Source organism: Devosia sp., from assembly GCF_024707125.1.
In the GTDB taxonomy this organism is placed as follows: Bacteria; Pseudomonadota; Alphaproteobacteria; order Rhizobiales; family Devosiaceae; genus Devosia.
This window is the reverse complement of sequence record NZ_JANQAH010000007.1, coordinates 521,812-540,772: the sequence shown is the minus strand read 5'-3', so window position 1 is coordinate 540,772 and position 18,961 is coordinate 521,812. Positions and strand designations below refer to the sequence as shown.

The window sequence follows — 18,961 nt, the reverse complement described above, 5'->3', positions numbered from 1 at the left end:
CGCCCTTTTGGGTCGTCGATGTCATTGGCTTGATGTGTGCAGCCCACGAAGTGTTAATCCTCACTGTGGGAATAGGCATTCCGGTCACTCATTTTCCCTGCGTGTCGATGAATACGGATTTGTTCTCAATCTGGCGGTCTGCTGTCGCCTCAGGCGCTCTGCGTGAAAGCCGTTTTATTTTTCGGACCCTTCAGCCATGGATTGAATCCAATGGCCTGCAGGTCGCTACGCTGGATCGTGTAACTCACGAGCGACATCTGGCTGCTATGGCGGCGTCGGGAACGAGCAATCGAACGCTAACAGGGTACGATCTGGACCTTCGGCGGTATCTCCGTTGGGCTGTTCAGGAGGGACATCTTCCCTCCATGCCGTTCGACGACCGCCCTGTTGCGCGCATTGCGCAGCGAACACATGTTCCCAAGCCAAAAATCTCCGTCGAAGAGTTGATGCTCCTTTTGGACCTATTGATTGCGGATGCGGGAAATCCGGGCATCAGCCGTAAGCTGCGCTTCGTCCGCGGTCGGTCTGCAGCCGAGCTAGCGTTGTCTTACTACTGTGGACTTCAGCCGAAGGCGTATGCTGACGTAACGACGGCCATATTCGGGTTTCTGGAGTACGAAGGTGCCCAGAAGACGTGGCCGGATAAGCTCTTGCGAGCCCTAGCAGTCTACAGAGACTTGCGAATGATTTTGCCAGGGAATGAGCTATTCATTCCCTATGCGAAGGGCTTTATGGCCGAGGTGAGCGACGGTCCCGGAGTTTCGGACACAGTAGACGAAGCGTCGATGGTTGCGTCAAGACGTGGCAGGACGTCCTCAGCACTGGAAACAGCGGCTAGCCACTTTGGGCTTTCTCGACCGAGCCGTTTTCGACCTATTGAGGTCCTGAAACTCCGGCGTGCGACCTTGCATAGTATTCCGATACTCGAAATTCCTGGCCTTCCCAAGCCGGCCAAACTGCTTCAGGCGGCCGTTCCGACCGATTTCTTTTCTGTCGAGCAAGTCATTGCGCTTGGACACCTGCATCCGCGAACGAGCTGGCGTTAGCCAAATGCCGTTCAAGCGCCTTAAGCCTTTTTAAGCCCAACACATAGGCCACCAGCCTGGGGTCTGCACCGGCATTGATCAGGTGAGCTGCGAAAGCAGCTCTGAGTGCATCCAAGGTCATTACTGGCCCTTCCCTACCCATGATTGACGCGGCCCAGGCAGAAATGTGGGCATTGAGGGCATGTTCGCCCAAGCTGGGATATGGAAATAGCTTCTCGGTCGTGTCCCAATTTGCTGCAGCCGCAGCTAGCTGCCATTCCTGAATTGCGTCCAGTGCCTGCGGAGTAATTGGAACATTGCGAACACCAGATTTTCCAGTGACTACCAGAAAACCTTCTTCAGCAGTGTCCAACACATTAGGGGACATCGCCCGGACTTCGGCCTCAGCCACACCTGACGAATAGACCAACTCTATCACAGCTAGGCATCGGAAGTGCCGCGCTCGCTTGTCGAGGGTCTTCGATTGTCTGGCAAGGGCGTAGCCCGTCTCGAAGACGTGGCGCAGTTTTTCAGCTGGAAAAATGTAGTCCGTTTCTTTGGGCTTGATCTTTGGCGTCCAACTCGTGGTCGGATTTGCTGAAGCGCCTTGGCCTAGGAAATGAAACTCGTAGAGGTGCCGTATCGCCACCTCGCATCCCAGATGGTAATTGTGGCCATATTTTTCAGGGAGATCTCCGAGAAAGGCATCAAATTGGGTAGGCGTCGCGTCCATGAAGTGGATATCGCGATCACCGAGCCAAGCAATGAATCTTCGGGCTTTCTTTTCCTTCTCCCCGAGTTCTCTCCCCTGGTGAATTTCACGTACAGAGCGAGCCCACTCGTCCACCGCTGAGTCATTGCTCCTTTCGGTCACTGTTGTTCTGCCTTGCCCGTAGACAAGAGCTTCTCACGAAGCATCTCTTCAACAAGGAGATAGGCGTGCGTGTCGAGTTCCGCTGCTCGCACCTTGAGAGCACGAGCAATTTCAGGAGCGATGTAAAGCAGCATTGGTTGCCGCCCATCACGGCGGCCAAGCTTCTCAGTTTTCATCGAAATTCTCAATTTAGATCGCAGTTCCGAGCCCAATATACATCAAAACTGTTCCAGATAGCTAGATATCTCAGATAGCTAGCTATCTTGACTCGCTTTTTTACGGGTACTAGTGTGATTGCAGGTCGATGCAGCCGACCTATTCACCACAACACGCCAAGTCCAGTGGGCTTTGGAGAGGTGTGAAATGCTCGAGCTGTCCAATATCGACGTGCAGCTTAGCCGTTACCCCGGCTTTAGCTGCTTTAAGACCTACCGCTCCATAAAGTATGAGCGGCGCTGGTTTAGACAAGCACTTGTCGTGGCGGCGCTGGATCCGCTAGTCCTGAGAATGGGCCCCTGCCCCATCGACTTGGCTCAATTACCTCGAGGGGTAGAGTTCGCATTTTGGGTGCAAACGCCGAATGATAGCCGGCTTATTGCCCTCCCGTCAGGCGCGCTTGATGCTCGGGAGATTAGCCGTAAAATCGGAGTTGAGGTGCAAACGAGGGTCGAACTCACCACCAGCAAGGCGGCAAAGTTCGCTGGAATGATATGGACCTGCAAGCGCCAGGCGGTTCCTGTCGCGGAACATTACGCCCTGCTCGACATGGTTCACCAGCACGGTGACTCGATTGCCTTAAATAAGCTGGCTGGTCCCATCTCCACGAACGATCCTGGCCGTGTTGACGCGATTTTTTCGCTAATTTCCAATGGGTATCTGGAGACAGATGTCAGACGAGGCTTTCGTCCTGACGCTGTCATCCAATTGGGTCCGTTGGCTAAGGAACGTGGAAACTATGCCGGTGGGTACAGTGACAAGATGGGCGACCAGCTGGAGCTATTCCCCATCAGCGCGGACGTGCACCTCTAGATCGATAAAATTCGATGGATTTATCGAGCGCTGTCGCAACCTCTCTTGACTACGACGGCGTCTAGAAATTGAGCATATTCAAGGATTTCCGACGCTCTGTATGTATCCAGTTGTCTCTGACGGGACGACGGCTCGTGCCCGGTTTCGGTCATGTTGAGGTTACGGTAATGCCCGTCCTGGCGTCAAAAGCGTTCGCAAACATTTTCGACGAGAATGGAGCGCGCATATACTTCAACGGTAAGGTTGAGACCGCTAGGCGCCAGAAGCGCAAGGGCGCCATTCTCCGCGGTACCGAACTGCGTGAAGTGCGGATTCGAGGCAAGGACATCTATACTGGCCTGATGCCGTTGACCCTTCGTGGCGCCGATGGAAACATTCAGAACAAGATGCTCGGCTTTGAAAGTTTGACCGAAGGTGACTTTTGGTCGGTAGTCAACTTTTCTGAAGAGCAACTGACCACTGCGTACGCTCAGCCGGCAAAGCTTCCCATCTTCATGTTCGGCCGCCAGCGACACTGGATTCCCGACGGACTCTTAGAATTTCAGAACGGCAAAAGGCGCCTGGTCGAGGTGAAGCCCCTTGAGGTAGTTGCGATCGATCCAACACGAGATCCAGAGCGCTCACGTTGGGTGGCGGAGTGGTACGGCGCAATCAAGCAGGCGGCTGAGACATCTGGGTTCGAGTTCGAACTCTACACGGACAAAAGAAATCCGATCTGAGCCACGCTTCTATAATTCAAAGATGATGGCTCGTGCTCTAGGCGCGCAAATCCCAAAAGACGCCATGCATTGGGCAATCCTCGCGCTCGAGGGACTTCCGGAAGATGCTTCCGTTGAGATCCTATCAGCGCGACTGGGTGGATATCGTCGAAGTGCTCTTCTGATTGCCTGCCTGCTCGACCATGGCGGCATCATCAGGATCGATCGCACTACGCCTTTTCGCAAGAAATCGGCATTCACGGTCTGCAAGTCCCCTGCCCGGCCATCCTCGTGGAGACTGTCATGACAATCCGCCTCACACCGCCGAATAAACGTGTCGGTGCCTATGTCCGGATCCGCGGGGAAAGGCACATGGTAGTTTCAAGCGAGGGCAATGGTCGTCGGACATTCTTGCATATTGGGCTCGAGAAAAAATTCGAACTAAGTGCCAGTGAGCAAAAGGAACTTGAAATTCGGGAGGAGCTCACCTCCGACGAAGATTTTGAATGCCAACTGCCGGCCATCCAAGAGGCGCTGGATACGGATTGGGACAGCTTCACCGAGCAAGAGCGAGAGTCCGCACTCTATAAGAAGAAGTTCATGGTGAGGATGGACCAAATCCCTGCCAGCGCTAGGCGTTCAAAGAAGCCTCTCGACGATGCAGCGAATGAAGTTCAGGCCGCTATCGATCCCTCTAAGTCAGCCCCCTCGGCTCGATCCCTGAAGCGCTGGCATTTCCGCTGGATTACCTCCGGCAAAGATGCTCGGGCGCTGGCGGACATGAACTGGAAGAAGGGAAATCGACCCATCGATGATCCTCACGCTTGGATGGATGAGATCATCGTTCAGCACATCGAAAAGTACATGATGCGGCCCCCATACAGCTCGGCCGCTTTCGCCGGTCGGCTTGCCGACGCTGCCATTCTCCGGAAGTCCGAGGCCGAAAACCTTCCACTTCGAGAAAGAGTGAATCTCGTCAAGCGGAACGTCGGCGCAAACCGAATATACGAGCTCCTGGAGCGCCTCGGCTATTACGACCGCCTGATCAACAAACTTGGCCGAAAGGAAGCAAGGCGCAAGGTGAGTTCAGTAGCGCTTGGGCCACAGGGCGACCACGCGCTACACGAAGTAGAAGTCGATCACACTCAGCTAGACATTATGGTCTTCGACGCCAACGGTGACGTGAGACGACCTTGGCTCACGGTGCTCATCGATCGATACTCTCGCATGATCCTTGGCTATTTTATTACCTTTGATCCACCCTCGTGGGTCTCGGTTATGATGGCGCTCAGGATGGCAGTAATGCCGAAAGTCCGGCTTCTTGCCGAGATGGACTATAATTTCATGTACGAATGGGACTGCTATGGTTGTCCGGACAACCTGTACATGGATCGCGGCGCCGAATTCCTCTCCTACTCAATGAGGGCAGCGGCTGAACGGTTGAATATCAGACTTGTCGACCTTCCTCGCGCATCGGGATATTTGAAAGGGAAAGTTGAGCGCTGGTTCAATGTCCACAACCAAGGTCTGATCCACGCTCTGCCCGGTTACACCGGCCGGAACCCGACCAAAAGAATGAAAGAGAGCGCCAAGCCGAAGCTGGAATTGGAACAGCTTCAGATCCTGGTTACCGCCTTCATCGTTGATGTCTACAACCAGAAGATTCACGGCACCACCAAACAGGCACCTGCAGAGCGCTTTTCTGCGTCTTTCAATCAAGGCCTGTTTCACAAGTATCCACCACGCCCTGGCCTCTTGGGACCGGCTACGGACAAGGCTCGGCCGGCGGTGCTAACGAGGACAGGCATCAGGTTCGACAATCTCGTATATCAGTCCGACGAGCTATACGCGATGTACCAGCGGCGTGGTGGGAACTGCGACGTTATCGTCAAGCAGGACATGGCTAATGCCGGAAGAATCCTGGTTTTCGACGCTGGTCATGTGCCGTGGGTCGTAGCTTATCTGGTGGGCAAATATGCCGGCCAGAAAATGACCGTCGTCGAGCTCAATGAGTACATGGACGCGGATTCGCATATTGGCGACATGACGCCGGAAGAAAAATTGAAAAAGGCCCAGGCCATAGGCGGCCTCCAAGCGGAACTGGACAAGTACCGAGACAAGGTCAAGTTCCAAGCGTCGAGGCCCCCGACCAAAGCCTCCGAACACATCACGCCAGGCGAATATGAGCCAGACGTGGGCGGGTCGAGCCTTCGAGGCTTTGATCCAACCACTCCGGCAGAGGCCCACACGCATGGCGTTGAGGGATCATTTGCTGCTCCGACGACGATCGACGGCGTCTTCCGTGCTCTCGCTCGAGAGGAAGATCCAGAAGATGAAAACGCTGATTTGGAGACCTGGATGAAGGACCTCGAAGGCGGTGTTACGGGCATTGATTTGACATACAAAGTGACCGGAATTTCACAAGGCGCTGCGGTTGAAGAAGCCCAAAAGCGATCTGCACCCAAGTCTGCCGATGTTCAAAACATGACCACCTCGGATGATCCAACTGAAATTTTGGACAAGAAGCATAAACGGACCGGCCCTAGCACTAACATAGACTTGTCCGTTCAGAGCGACTCGTTGCTAGCGCCCCAGCAACGCGCCGCCAATACGCTCGGCTCAGATACCGCCGGCGAGCCTTCGAGCGTGCCTGCCAATTCTTCGTCGCCAGATCACCTGACACAGGGAGCTGTACCGCCTCGCCAGGACGAGGATGCAGCGGCGGTTCCACGATCTGAACAGGCTCCAAGGTCGGATGGCGTCTCTCGAAAGCGACTATGATGGATATTGATTTCTGGGATAAGTTCGAACTCCGCGAGAAAGCTATTGGCATCGGCGGAGCTGTCGTCGCCACGGCATCCCATCGAGCTATTGGTGCAAGGATATCTCTGGCACTTGATAGCTTTCGAACTAGACCGAACGGCATGGTTGGTTTGATCTATGGCGAATCCCAAATCGGCAAGACACTGGCTTGCGAGGCCTTCCTTGAAAGCTACGCAGAATCGGTAGGTGGCGAGTATAAAAGCTACTCTCCCACGATAACCGAGGGAGACGAACAGGATGACCTGGCTTCGGCCAGCTATGTGAGCGTCCCTGGGGGGAGGTCGGACCACAAGCCCGTTGTTATGATCCAGGTGGGGGGCGGCTCCCACCTTCAAGGGACTACTGAAGGACACAATCCACGCGGTGACCAAGGAGCCGGCACCGAGAACTGCCACGGGCCCTGCCCTTGTCAATCTGCTGGCCAAGCACCTTAGAGGGCAGCAAACCCATCTCATTATCTTTGACGATGGGCACTATTTGACCCATGCAATGAACCGGCCGGATCAAAACTCGGCACAAGGACTCCTTGCTAGCATCTGTAAGACTACGAAAACCGAGGTGATGGTGGTCGGCCAGCAGCTGGCGAAGAATCTTATTGTGAGCGACGTTCTCAAAGACCTCAAAGAACAGGTCTATGAGGTGATGTCACTGCCACCTCCTCCCCGGCCGGAGGACTGTGAAGATGATGCGGAAGAGCCGCCGTTTATGAGCTTCCTCCGGAAGCTGGTGGCGGAGTTAGATTTTGGTGGACCAACCGACTTACTAGAGTGGCGCGTAGCCATTCGGATTCACTCGTACGCTCGTGGACGGCCGGGGCTGGTGAGCGCGCTCTTACAGCTTGGCGCAAAATATGCGGTCGCTCACAAGGCCGGGATGGTCGACATGAACATCCTATACCTGACACTCCGTGATGCCATGGGAGTTGCGCACGAAGACAACGTTTTCCGGACAACCGGGAATGAGCCAGCGCTGGTGGAGTACCCTGGCGTATTCTCGCTTGAGCCTCGATACAATGTCTGATGCCTCGAAGCCATTGTGGAGACCGCCGCTTAGAATCGATCCACGGGAGGGAGAGACACTCAACGCTTTCCTTCTAAGGTTTTGCGATACCAATGGCTGGCCATCGATGGTGAGCTTTTGCAAGGCCATCGGATCATCAGCGCCTCAAATTAGAAGTGGCACTGACATTGATTTGTTGGCCACTGCCGTACAGATCTCGCCCGACGTACTCAGGGACATGGCGCTCCAGCGGTCACACAAAACCGTAGTGGGGTTCGGGTCATACCGATTGCCTTGGTCTTCACTGATATCTCGGCGGCGCAGGGTATGCCCCGCCTGCATTTCAGAAGAAGGTTACATGCAGTGGTGGTGGGAATTCGACATTTTCTCTTCTTGCTCCGTCCACCACCTGGAACTTGTGGATGAGTGTGGATGTGGGTCTACGCTCACGTGGGACGACGCGTCGCTCGGTTGCTGTAAAGCCTGCTCGCGGCAAGGAGATGATCGGGACCTCCCCCGCCGGCTACGCCGACCTGCAGGTTTTGAACTTTGGTGCCTGGAGCAGATTGGAGTTGCGAGGCCTCATTTACGACCCCACTCGCTGTTTCACGCAGTCGGTTTGCGTGAGGCCGTGATCTTGGTTGAGGCCTTGGCGGTGCTATTGGCCCTTGGCTATTCGCCTCACCGTCCGATGTTGTTCCAACAGCTTGATCGGCGCCAGGCTCGACGAGAAGAAGCTTTTGACATCCTCGACAATGGTACTCTCGATCGTATCGTGTTGGAGTGTTACGACGGTTTCAAAAAGCACACGGGTCGAACACTCCCGGAAGAACCACTCGACCTATTAGGCTGGTTCGGAGATGAGTTCAGTTTCTTGCTGCCGCTCTATGTGGAATTCTCGCGGGCTCTAAAGGAGAGTCTGACGCACTATCTCAGAGTTCCCGTAACCGATCTGCAACGAATGGACTATGTGCCTGTAGCGCCTGTGGCAAACTCCTTCGGTCTGCCATCCAAGGTCGTCGTTGATCACCTAAAGCTTTCGGATGCGATCGATTGCTTGTTGGAGCATGAGGCCGGATTGCTCATCAGACACGATATGCTTCATCGAGTCAGGAGCGCCGCGGAAACGATCGCGAAATAGTCGCGTCAAGTGGGCTAAACCACTCAAATGCAAAGGAAAATGGAGACGTATCTGTGACAATAGTGCCTTAAAGCAGGTGTCATGGATACCGATAATAACCACGACCGAGCGGATTTGGGAGCCGGCAGAGTTGCAGAGCTTCACGCTCATAAAATGCCGACGTTTCCCAAGATTCAGCCTCACTCCGGTGAATCATGCGCTGGCTTCTTAATGCGTCTGGGGGAGGCCTTTGGATGGGAGACGTTAGCCGGTACGGCAGCGCGTTTGGGCGTGACCGTTGGTGACCTTAGGTGGGGACCACGTCAACGCAAGGGAAACTCTGCTAGGCTGTGTGGTCACCAACTGCCACTAAAGGTCATAGACCTTCATCGGAGGCGCATATGCCCATGTTGCCTGCAAGAGGAACGTTTCCTTCGAGAATGGTGGGAAATTAATATCTTTTCCACCTGCCCCACGCACGGCGTCGTGCTCGAGGAATCTTGCTCATGTGGTAAGCGCTACAAATGGGATGACACTCGTCTAGGCCAATGTCCGGACTGCAAAGATGACATCAGAGAAATGTCCTCTTCCCAGGTTGAGTGTACCCGGCTGGAGCTATGGCTGGCGAGACGTTTGGGCATTTTGTCAGCCGGCGATGAACCCATAGAGCTTGAAAACCAAAAGCTCGGCTTTGCGCTTCGGTTAATCGAGAACGTTGGGCTGATGTCGATGTTTGGATTCAGCAAGTTCGCCCCAGGATCCGCAGATTCAGTCGATGAGAGAAATGGGGCAATGGAACTCGGATTGGAGGCTCTCTCCTCTAGTGGCCTGGAGTCGATTGTGAGAGCATCTGTGGCGTCGTTCAAGCAGGCACCAGGGGATAGAGTAATCAGACGGTCACTTGACGGCCTTGGTTGGTTTGGGGAATGGCTTGTCGATGAAGATTTGCCCCCATCGCATCCATTCGCCATACGAATTGCTGAAGCACTGAAGATTGCTTGGGGTTCGCAGATCGCAGACCCTCACGCCAGCCTTGTCCTCGCAGAACGTCTTGGGGTTCCTGTCGACATTGCCATCGATATGGTCAGCCTTCACCTGGAGAGGTCAGGCCTAGGGCGATCAGAGCCCTGCCGCTATAGGCAAAGTACATGGAGCAGTCGCGGCTCCGCGTTATGGCTTCTTTTCCATGACGGGAGGCAAACATTGCCAAAACTCATCAGTTACGCGGATGATGCCATTGTTGGGGAGCCGACGGGCCAAGCCAGATGTCGGAAATTGGGTAAGCCTACGGCTTCCCACCATGCAGGCGACGTACCTGATCCGGAACAGCTCTGGGCGTAGATTCGATGGTCTACAGTAGACGTCGCCGTCAATTAGAGAGTTAGCAGATCCGTCACCCATGGCAGAACCACCCCCATCACCACAGACAAGGTCAGGGCGCCGGTCCGTCAGGTCGATGCTTGGAATGTAGAAAGATGTGGTGTCCGGCGTCGCGAGCGCGATGGAAAAGAGCTGCTTGAACTGGGACGACGTGATGCTAGTCCCTTCGACCAACGAAAAAGGGCCAAACCTGACACAGTAGAGGATGATTGCGGCGCAAACTGCTTGGATGCATCGCTCGACGGATGCATCATTAAAGTGAGAGTCCCGATCGTGCTTGGTCTTATTGTACGCGTCGTACCACGGCAGCGATTGTGTGGGGTTCTGGGCCGACCAAGACGCAAATGGCCTTATTGGTGCAAGTGACGCGAATGGCGTCAGGGTGACTTCGTACTCGGCGGGGAAGAGCGGCTCCTTGAGCCTTACATAGTCCGTGGTTTTTAGACTGCGACCGCCATTTCCCGTGAGGCCGGCGTCGCGCGCGTGCCGCTGCCAATAGTTCTCCACTTCGGTAGCCGCCAGGATCAGGAGCTCGCGGCTCTTATGACCGAAACTCTGTAGCCCTTGCGCTGTTGGTTGCACGTATAGGAATAGGTCGTAAAGACGCTCGAGGAGCAAGTGAAGAGCTTGTTCTGCGGAGAGCCTATCGGCGTCGGTAACGCCTAAGGCCTGATTGACCTGCGCTGTGTAGTAAAGCCCTGGCCGCCAAACTCCCTGGACAGCATGACCCGGCTGGCGTTGCATCGGGCGAAGATCCTGTCCTGCAAAGGTCGTCGTCGCCCAGGCGTTTAGGTCAGCGTCCGTTCTCTCCGAAACCGTCAATCCGCTGCTAAGGCCAAAAAGGCCGGCATTGGCGCCGTAAATCGAGACTAAGGAATTCCCGGATCGATAGGCGTAGCTTAGGGGCTGGCGCTGATGAATGTTCGCCACCCAGCCAGGAATTGTCGTCGCCAAATTCTCAAACGTTATCGCCAAGGCGCGCCATCCGTATTGTCAAGTGGAGGCTGCGGCAAAGCCTCGGCCAACTCTGGCAACAGCCTTAGGTGCTTCTGGCTGCAATCTCGGCAGCGGTCTGGGCAGCAATGTGGGCGTCAACCGCAGCGGTGACTTCTGAATAGAGATCAACGCTATGATCCTCTGCTGTCAGCGAAATCAGCAATGCGTAACGGCCGCGGTCTTCGTACCGCTGTTGCCCCATGTGAGATTTCCACCACCCCCCAACGGGATGAACTGCTAGATGATCATGGAGTGAAAGATCAATGGCGTGCCCACGCCAAAGATCGCAGTGCAGCGACCCCGCCTGAACCGCCTTTGGACCGAGAAGCCAATAGCTTGGCTCCTTTACGCCGCCGCCGTCACCCTCAGCGTATTCGTCCTCGTACAAGCTTTGTCGGGCCTGGAACTGCTCGGGGGTTTCTCCGCGCTTCTTGAGCGCAAAGCGCAACCCATAAGACCGGTACGTGTCGGGCCTGGTGGCTGCCCTGCCGGTAAGGTTTGGCTCGATATAATAAGACAAGGTGACCTTCATGGTGACGATGGCATTTTCCATGCCCTCGAGGACATCACGTGGCCACGGCAGGTCATAGAAGTGTATCTCGTTGAAAACGGGCGCGCCCTTCCCCATCGCATACGGCTGGATGTCGGCCTGCGCCATCAGCGTCACATCGCTCTTAGCAGACGCTATGGCTCTCGCCAGGTTGGGCACACCGTAACCCACGTCGCGCAGAAGAGACTGTTTGGCCGCCTTGCTGCCGGTCTTCCCGGTGCGCCAGTGCGCGCCTGTCCCGATAAACTTCGACCTGATGGGTTCTGGCCACTCGGCCGACTGTACGATCAACGCCCGGTAAGTTTCCGGCCACAATCCGGGCAGCGCCGCCTTCAACTGTCCCACAAAATTGCCGGCGACGGCGGTAGCAGCGCTGGTCGCCCAAAATGGCACAAGTGGCTCGTTTACGATGTCGGCTCCGGTGGCGAGAAGCGACACGGCTTCATGCCAATCGCAGTAATCTGCTAAATCCACCACCATGTTCCCGGCTTCGAAAAGGACCTCGGGTTTGATCGGCGTCAGGTCCGTCGGCAGCGTTTGGGAACCGCAACTGAACGGACTTTTGTGGTTCGCACCAACGAGCGGGGTGAGACTTATATCGTCGACTGGGCCCACGTCTTTCGCCGTATATCCACCGATCGAGAGCGCGTTCCAACTTTGCGCCGGGTCCTCCAGAGACTGGTGGGTCAGCACCTGGGACTTCATTCCACCGGCACGATTTCCAGTGGCAACCATGAACATTCGTTTCGGCAAATCTTTTGCCTCTACATTTTCCTGATGGTCGCCGGGCATAGATCCACTGACGATCTGGTCTATTGCACCGCTCCAGCTCGATGGGCCGCTGGGAGGAAACTCGGCCGTCGATACCGCCATGCAGAACGAGCGAACAGTCTCAGGCCGCTCGATTTCCGCGATGGCGACTGCCGCCTGGGTGATAACTCCATACTTTGGAGGTTCGGTGGGTGGGAAACCCATGGGTGGGAGGAATTTTACGGACTCGACGGTGTGGGTCAATACCGACTCCGACGTACCATTCATTGGCCAAAAGAGGTCACCGTGCAGCACAGTTCCTGCCATCGGTGTACCATGGCCTCCATGGGGATGGTGGTCATCGGTGCCCCAGTCGTCATCGACTGTCCACGCGCCGGCTAGCCCTGGCTGAATGAGGGGATGGGCTGCGTTGATACCTGAGTCCAGGACGCAAACCGTGGGAAACGTCGCATTTGGGACAACCAGACGTCTCGCCAGGTCATCGACCCATTCATGCTGCGTTGTCAGGCCGCCTAGCTCCAAAAAAGGCGCGATGTTGCCGGTCGCTTTCCGAACCTCGGAGACCAGACCAGGAATGCGTTGCAAGAAGGTTACCAGTGCGCCAGCGCTAGCCCTGATATAGGCTACGCTCATTTCCGGAAAATTCTGGCGTTGGTCGTGAACGACGAGATTAGCGACCCTCGCGGCAGAACAGACGGCCGGCGCGTGGCTCTTTGGGCTAATCCATACTTCCCACCAGAACGGGGCTTGCTCCGTGAAGTCTATAGCGCCCAGGAATAAGCTATGGGCGGGCGCTGGCCGCACGTCATCGATCGGTTCGAACAGGTCGACCTCGGGCCGCTTCCGATTTCCTACGACAGGTGCGCCATAGGCCAGGATCCGGCCTCTTAGGAACTGTCTTGCCTCGTCTGGCACAAAAACCAGAGCGGTTTCACTTCTGTCCTCGTTTCGCGAAGACTGAAGGACCTTGATGTTTTGAGCGGTGAAGTCGAGGTTCGGCGTCTTTGCAGGACCCTTGCGGTCACTGTCCGGAGCTGTGGTCTCGATCTCGACGTTTACACCCTTTACGTGGCCCGGAATTTCGACCCGCTCATCTACAGCTGGCGGCGGGATCGCGCCCAGCGCTGCCGCCAGTTGCTGAATTAGGAACGCCGAGTGCTGCACGGGGTCCTTTTTCAGATCGGGCTCGTCTCTCGCCGATGAAGGATAGACATACTGAGCGGACGTGAGAAAACGCTCAATGCGGACATGAGGATAGTCGTGTGAACTAAAATCGTCGTCCTGCGCCATTCACTACCGGATAGAGGTAAAACGACTCCGGAATGACTGCCGATCGTGAAGAGACGATTTGAGCGCCTCCACTGACAAACTCGAACTGCCTTCCAGAATCGCATCTTTGATGACCGAATCTGCTGCTCTAACGAGTTCGCCTTGACTTAAGCCATCTGTCAATGGAGCGACTTCCAGCCATTGACTTGTTTTGAGCTTAAATTTGCCCAGTCGTTGGTTCAGGATTTTTCTAGCGGCTTCAGCATCCGGCATGTCATATTCGATGATTTCGTCAAATCGGCGCGCCAAAGCCTTGTCCAGTATTTCCGGATGGTTTGTGGCGGCGATGACAAGACTGTCGGTGCTGTTAGGTTCTTCCATGAAGGTGAGAACCGAATTCAATACGCGCCGGATCTCACCCACATCGTTCGTGTCGCTGCGACGCGACCCGATCGCGTCGAACTCGTCGAGGAGGTATACTCCGCGCGTCTGATTGACCTGGTCAAATAGCAGACGCAGCTTTGTAGCCGTCTCCCCGAAAAAACGACTGAATACAGAGTCCAGCCGAACGACGAATAGCGGTAGGTGTAGTTCGCCGGCGAGTGCCGATGCCGTCATCGTCTTGCCGGTGCCCGGTGGGCCGACGAGAAGGAGATGGGTAGCCGGCGATTGGCCATGGTCGCGCAGTGTCGCCCTTTCCTTCTGCTGCCTCACGAGCTTGGTGAGGCGCAGCCGAACGCCTTCGGAAAGGACCATGCCCGACAGATGGGTCTTGGGATAACTGGAGCTTACTATCTCCTGAAGCTCACCCCGCGGACGCGCCAATGGAATTACCGACTGGCCTCGCTCCTGAACAGACCGCCCTTTTTGGCGGGCCGACTGGACCAGTTGCTTGAGCTTCTCAGCATCACTGGCATTGCCCTGACGAGCTTCCTGGGCAGCAATCTGAAGGGCGATCGTGAGGAACTGCTCCTCGTTGCCGGCAACATGAGAGTTGAGGAGGGCGATGAACTGTTTTGCTGACATTTCGAACTCTCCTTTCTCAGATGCCTGCTGGATTAATACGACGAGCTAGGCAGCGGCGAACCCTAACCTACCTTTATAGCCAAGTTTGGATGCTCGCCTGAGTCAACCCAATGCGGCTTTTGCCAGTGCCAGATACCGTATTTATTTCGCTGCAACAGCGTGCAGAGGAATCACTTAGGAAAACAATAACGATGGAACAAACAAGGAACAAGATCAGCCTAAGTCAGAGCAGGTTTTGGAAAGACATGGTCACGGCCATCGGGGTGGCGTGGCGATCGCGGCCTGGTACCAATTTTGACCGAGCCGCTGGACGACTTTAGGGTTGCGCTGTCGCCGTCTGATCGATCAGCAAGACCGTTAGTGTCTGTGCCCTCGTCGTGTCCATCTCCGCCATGATAGCGGACATTTTGCGAGGTGATATGCTCGATGCGATTTTGAGAAGAACCTCGTTGGGAAGTCCGCTCATGACGGCTGCGGCGTCCTTAGGTTTCATATTCTGGTAAAGCGAGACCATCTCGTCGATTTTCTGCTGGCTTTGCCGATCTCGTGTGCCGGCGAGTTCGTTGATACCGGCCTCCAATTCCGTGAGCTTTGCAATACGCTCGGCGATGCGCTTTTCGGCTGCGTCGAGGAGGAGTGCCTGCTTGTCGAGACTGGCTTTCTGGTCTTCCAGTGACTTATTACGCTCTCCCAGCCGTAGAAGCAGGGCGTCTGCTGTTGCGGAACCGGTGTCAGTCGATGTCAATGGCACTACCCCCGACGACGTCATCATCATCGGCACCGCATCGACCCGCTCGACACATTCCTTTTCTGCGCCAGCCTCGGCAACCTTAGGCGTTGCGATCTTCTCTCCGTCGGCAGGCAATTCCAGTGCGAGCGAACAGCGATCCGGCGACAGCGCTGCTGCGCCCACGATTGAGTTCGTCTCGGCGCCCTCGATTAGACCCGCCTCAGGATCGGAAAGCGCAAGTGTCGGCGTAGCGTCCTCGATAACCGGTGCTGCATCTCCGAGGGTGGAACCGCCAATCGAAACGGCAGCCCCCTCCCCGCCCTCGGCTCCAGAGCCAGCCTTTTGAACCGCCAGCACCGGCGCCGAGAAGACCAAGAGCACCAAAACGGCAAGAGATACCTTCTGCGTCACGAACATAAACTTTGCATCCCTAGAAACCTTTGGAGGCAGAATGCAGCATCTGAACTGACGGCTATGTAATCCGATAGATAGAACTTTATCTTTCCTGCCGCAGCTTCCCCAGACAAGCCGAGAAGAAGCCACCATCCGCTCAGCTCAACATCGAGATTAGATCCATTATCGGGTCTGCCCAATGACCGAGCACGCCAAGCTTGGTCAGTTGACATGTTGCTAGATGACAATTTTCGGCCCTCGAGCCTGGATGGTGTCTAGTTCATGACTACTATGGGGCGTGTCGCACTGATGTCGGCCTTCTCACGCACGACAGCGGAAGCGAATTCTCGGGCGTCGTGTTGAGTGCTACGATGACAGCGAGTATGCGCAAAAGCTACAAACGGAATGGGTCTAATGTCTGAGAGCGAGGCTCACACAGAACGCGGTCACGACCATGATCATAGCCATGCGAAAGCGGTGACAAGCGGCAACGAGCGTCGCATGATGTTTGTCTTGGTTTTTACCGCAGGCTATGCGCTGGTGCAGGCTGTCGGTGGATGGTTCTCTGGCTCTCTCGCTCTGATCGCCGACTCCGGCCACATGGTCTCTGACGCCGCGGCGCTGCTCTTGGCTGTGATTGCATACCGCGTGGCCCGGCGGCCGGCAGATAGCACGCGCACCTATGGATTTCATCGTGTTCGCGTTCTGGCGGCTTTGGCCAACGGCGCGTCGCTACTCCTCCTCGTCGCCTGGATCATTTGGGAGGCCATTGGCCGCATCAACGCACCGCATGAGGTTTTGGCAGGCCCGATGCTGATCGTCGCGATCATCGGGTTGATGGTCAACCTCGCGGGCGCTTGGATTCTCTCGCGAGGCGCCAAAGGCGACAACAATCTGAAGGGGGCGTTCCTGCACGTCATTGGCGACCTGCTGGGGTCAGTGGGCGCTATTGCGGCGGCTATCGGCATCATGCTGACCGGTTGGACTTTACTTGATCCTATCCTGTCGGTTCTCGTGGCAGGCCTCGTCGTACGCTCATCCTGGTCGCTGGTACGAGACTCCCTGCGGGTCTTGCTTCAGGCGGTGCCCCGAGGGATCGACGCGCGCCACGCCGAAAAAGAGCTTGCAGACCTGGTGGAGATCGACGACGCCGGCCATTTTCACGCCTGGACACTGACGGATGATACGGTTGTGGCAACTGTTCACGTCATCCCAAAAGGCAACGTTGACCCTCTTCTGTTGCCCGACCTTGTGTCCAAGTGGCTAAAATCCCGGTACAACATAGACCATGTTACCGTTCAGGTAGACCGCCCGGGTACGACCTGGACCAACGGGCTTTAGCGACGCGCATCGCCGAACGCAGTCACCATTTGTTTGGGCCGTGCAGGTGCCCAACCAGCTTCTGGTCCTCATTCAGGTGGCATTGAGTCTTCAGCTATTATTCGCCGTTTTTTCGTCGGTGATGTTACCGCTGACCTGCCCAAGCCTGCAGGGCCGGTGGCTCTCCAGGGTTGGTGCTCTGGCGGAATTTATCGCCCTCTTCATTGCCAGCCTCAACGTGAATCTACTCACCGACTTTTTCACTGGCTAAGTCCCGCCGGGGTCATATCCGTGTCCAGCGCCTCCGCGAAATCCGGTGCAATGCCCAGCATAGGAGCGACCCGCTGGATAATGCGCCCCGACATCGTGCCAGCGTTCCAGCCGGCGGTTGTTCCAGACTGCGGATTTTCTGCCTTCGGTTCGTCCACCATGATGATCATGGCATAACGCGGGTTATCCATCGGAAACACCGAGGCGAAGAAGTTAGTGACCTTGCTGGACGAATAGCGACCGTCGACAACCTTCTCCGCAGTGCCGGTCTTTCCACCGGGTCGATACCCCAGCGCCGCCTTGTTCATCTGCGAGCCTGAGCCTTCAAGCGCGTTGAGCCGCATGAGATAACGCATCACATGGCTCGTCTCCCCGCTGAGGACAGGTCTATATAATTCTTCCGCATTGGCTAGGTCGCGCTTGTAGAGGGTTGGCGGCACGTAGTTCCCGCCATTAGCGATTGTGGAATACGCGACCACCATATGCAGCATTGAAACTGAGAGGCCATGGCCAAACGATGCAGTCGCTGCCTCAACTTCTGAGAACGCACTCTTGACCGAAGGCAGGCGCATTTCAGGCAGCTCAAATGGCACGCGCTGATCAAGACCCATCGCGGAAAGATATGACCGGAAGTTCTCATTACCCATCGCCTGCATGACGCGAATGGTGCCGATATTGGAGGAGTATTTGTAGACCTCGGGGAGAGACATTATCCTGTTTTTCCCACGGAAGTCGGTGATCGTATAGCGGCCGAAACGGACCCCGAAACGGGCATCGAACTGGTCGGTCAGGCTTACGGCACCCGCGTCGAGTGCGCCAGCGATCGTAACGGTCTTGAAGATCGAACCCACTTCGAAAATGCCTGAGGTCACCCGGTTGAATGTGTCCTTGACCAGCGCCGAAGCAGGATCATTCGGGTTGAAATCCGGCAGCGATGCCAGGGCGACGATCTCGCCCGAGTAGATATCCATCATGACGCCGGCAGCGGCGATCGCTTGATAGCGCGTCATGGCGTCCTCCAGTTCGCTGTACATGGCGTGCTGAACGCGCATGTCAACGCCAAGCTCGACAGGTGTGAGCGCATTGCCCCTTGCCGGGCCCAGCTCCTGCAGGAGGGCGACTGCCTCCGTATCCATTTGTCGTTCGATCCCGGCAATGCCTTGGTTGTCGACATTGGTAGAGCCAAGGATATGGGAGGCCTCGTTCATTGCTGGATAAAAGCGCTTGGACTCCGTAATGAAGTCAATACCCGGAATGCCAAGCCTCATGATCTGGTCTTCAATGGCAGGCGTCAGTTCCCGCCTGATCCAGACGAAGCCGCGATCCCCCGTCAGCCTGTTGCGAAGCCAGGCTTCGTCGAGGTCGGGGAGCACAGTCCGCAGCTTCTGGACCGCCTCCTCGATGTCGACGATGCGTCGAGGTTCGGCAAACAGTGAAGGCACGCGGATATCCAGCGCCATCTCGAGCCCATTGCGGTCGAGGATGGGCGGGCGGGTAGCCGTTATCGCGTCGCGCGTCTGGCCCTCGATGCTTTGATCCGTTTCGACCATTCCAAGCTGAATGAGCCTACCGCCAACGGCGACGAAGCCGATGACGATTGCTGCCACCATCCAACGGATACGATTGCTCGTGATGCTGCCGCGCTGCTTGCGGGCACCATCGATTGAAATCACCTCTGAGGCGAACAT

15 protein-coding genes and 2 pseudogenes are annotated in these 18,961 nt (G+C 56.0%); 10 read left to right on the top strand and 7 right to left on the bottom strand.

Annotated elements, in window-relative coordinates:
• The first annotated feature begins 365 nt into the window (after positions 1–365).
• Positions 366–1,046, top strand: coding sequence for a hypothetical protein (locus tag NVV77_RS07865; RefSeq protein ID WP_295411899.1), 681 nt, complete (start codon positions 366–368; stop codon positions 1,044–1,046).
• Here the strand turns inward: NVV77_RS07865 and xerC are convergent.
• Complete coding sequence (gene xerC, locus NVV77_RS07860; protein ID WP_295411898.1) at positions 1,003–1,899, bottom strand: tyrosine-type recombinase/integrase; 897 nt, start codon at positions 1,897–1,899, stop codon at positions 1,003–1,005. The two genes, NVV77_RS07865 and xerC, sit on opposite strands and share 44 nt — an antisense overlap.
• The gene (locus NVV77_RS07855; protein WP_295411897.1) at positions 1,896–2,075 is read right to left on the bottom strand and encodes a hypothetical protein; all 180 of its coding nucleotides are present in this window, start codon (positions 2,073–2,075) and stop codon (positions 1,896–1,898) included. Before NVV77_RS07855 ends, xerC begins: the two co-directional genes overlap by 4 nt.
• 187 nt (positions 2,076–2,262) lie before the next feature.
• Here NVV77_RS07855 and NVV77_RS07850 point away from each other — a divergent pair, with 187 nt between their 5' ends.
• The 7 genes and pseudogenes from NVV77_RS07850 to NVV77_RS21910 form a co-directional block, all read left to right on the top strand.
• A complete protein-coding gene (locus NVV77_RS07850; protein WP_295411896.1) occupies positions 2,263–2,928 on the top strand; it encodes a hypothetical protein in 666 nt (221 codons plus the stop codon).
• A gap of 167 nt (positions 2,929–3,095) precedes the next feature.
• Entirely contained in the window at positions 3,096–3,647 is a 552-nt protein-coding gene (locus NVV77_RS07845; protein ID WP_295411895.1) for a TnsA endonuclease N-terminal domain-containing protein, read from the top strand.
• Positions 3,648–3,929: 282 nt separating this feature from the next.
• Positions 3,930–6,407 (top strand): transposase family protein, encoded by a 2,478-nt coding sequence (locus NVV77_RS07840; RefSeq protein ID WP_295411894.1) that lies wholly within the window; start codon positions 3,930–3,932, stop codon positions 6,405–6,407.
• 405 nt (positions 6,408–6,812) lie between these two features.
• Positions 6,813–7,469 (top strand): hypothetical protein, encoded by a 657-nt coding sequence (locus NVV77_RS07835; RefSeq protein ID WP_295411893.1) that lies wholly within the window; start codon positions 6,813–6,815, stop codon positions 7,467–7,469.
• Positions 7,360–7,854, top strand: a pseudogene (locus tag NVV77_RS21915) (TniQ family protein); the annotation flags it as partial. The gene NVV77_RS07835 and the pseudogene NVV77_RS21915, both read left to right, overlap by 110 nt.
• Before the next feature lie 213 nt (positions 7,855–8,067).
• Entirely contained in the window at positions 8,068–8,589 is a 522-nt protein-coding gene (locus tag NVV77_RS07830) for a hypothetical protein (RefSeq protein WP_295411892.1), read from the top strand.
• 81 nt (positions 8,590–8,670) lie between these two features.
• Positions 8,671–9,048: pseudogene (locus NVV77_RS21910) on the top strand (TniQ family protein); the annotation flags it as partial.
• Between the two features lie 690 nt (positions 9,049–9,738).
• On the opposite strand, the gene NVV77_RS07825 reads toward NVV77_RS21910, so the two are convergent.
• The 4 genes from NVV77_RS07825 to NVV77_RS07810 all read right to left on the bottom strand — a co-directional run bounded on the left by NVV77_RS07825 (position 9,739) and on the right by NVV77_RS07810 (position 15,707).
• A complete protein-coding gene (locus NVV77_RS07825) occupies positions 9,739–10,923 on the bottom strand; it encodes a hypothetical protein (RefSeq protein WP_295411891.1) in 1,185 nt (394 codons plus the stop codon).
• 64 nt (positions 10,924–10,987) lie between these two features.
• Positions 10,988–13,555, bottom strand: coding sequence for a S8 family peptidase (locus NVV77_RS07820; protein WP_295411890.1), 2,568 nt, complete (start codon positions 13,553–13,555; stop codon positions 10,988–10,990).
• A gap of 3 nt (positions 13,556–13,558) precedes the next feature.
• Positions 13,559–14,560: an AAA family ATPase gene (locus NVV77_RS07815; protein WP_295411889.1), complete on the bottom strand. Its 1,002-nt coding sequence runs from the start codon at positions 14,558–14,560 to the stop codon at positions 13,559–13,561.
• A gap of 316 nt (positions 14,561–14,876) precedes the next feature.
• Positions 14,877–15,707 (bottom strand): hypothetical protein, encoded by an 831-nt coding sequence (locus NVV77_RS07810; protein ID WP_295411888.1) that lies wholly within the window; start codon positions 15,705–15,707, stop codon positions 14,877–14,879.
• Between the two features lie 390 nt (positions 15,708–16,097).
• Between NVV77_RS07810 and NVV77_RS07805 the strand changes: the two genes are divergently transcribed.
• Together NVV77_RS07805 and NVV77_RS07800 are read left to right on the top strand one after the other, a co-directional pair.
• On the top strand, positions 16,098–17,024 hold the full coding sequence (locus NVV77_RS07805; RefSeq protein WP_295411887.1) for a cation diffusion facilitator family transporter: 927 nt from the start codon (positions 16,098–16,100) through the stop codon (positions 17,022–17,024).
• 46 nt (positions 17,025–17,070) lie between these two features.
• Entirely contained in the window at positions 17,071–17,274 is a 204-nt protein-coding gene (locus NVV77_RS07800; RefSeq protein ID WP_295411886.1) for a hypothetical protein, read from the top strand.
• Here NVV77_RS07800 and NVV77_RS07795 read toward each other — a convergent pair.
• Complete coding sequence (locus NVV77_RS07795) at positions 17,264–18,961, bottom strand: penicillin-binding protein 2 (protein WP_295411885.1); 1,698 nt, start codon at positions 18,959–18,961, stop codon at positions 17,264–17,266. The genes NVV77_RS07800 and NVV77_RS07795 overlap by 11 nt on opposite strands.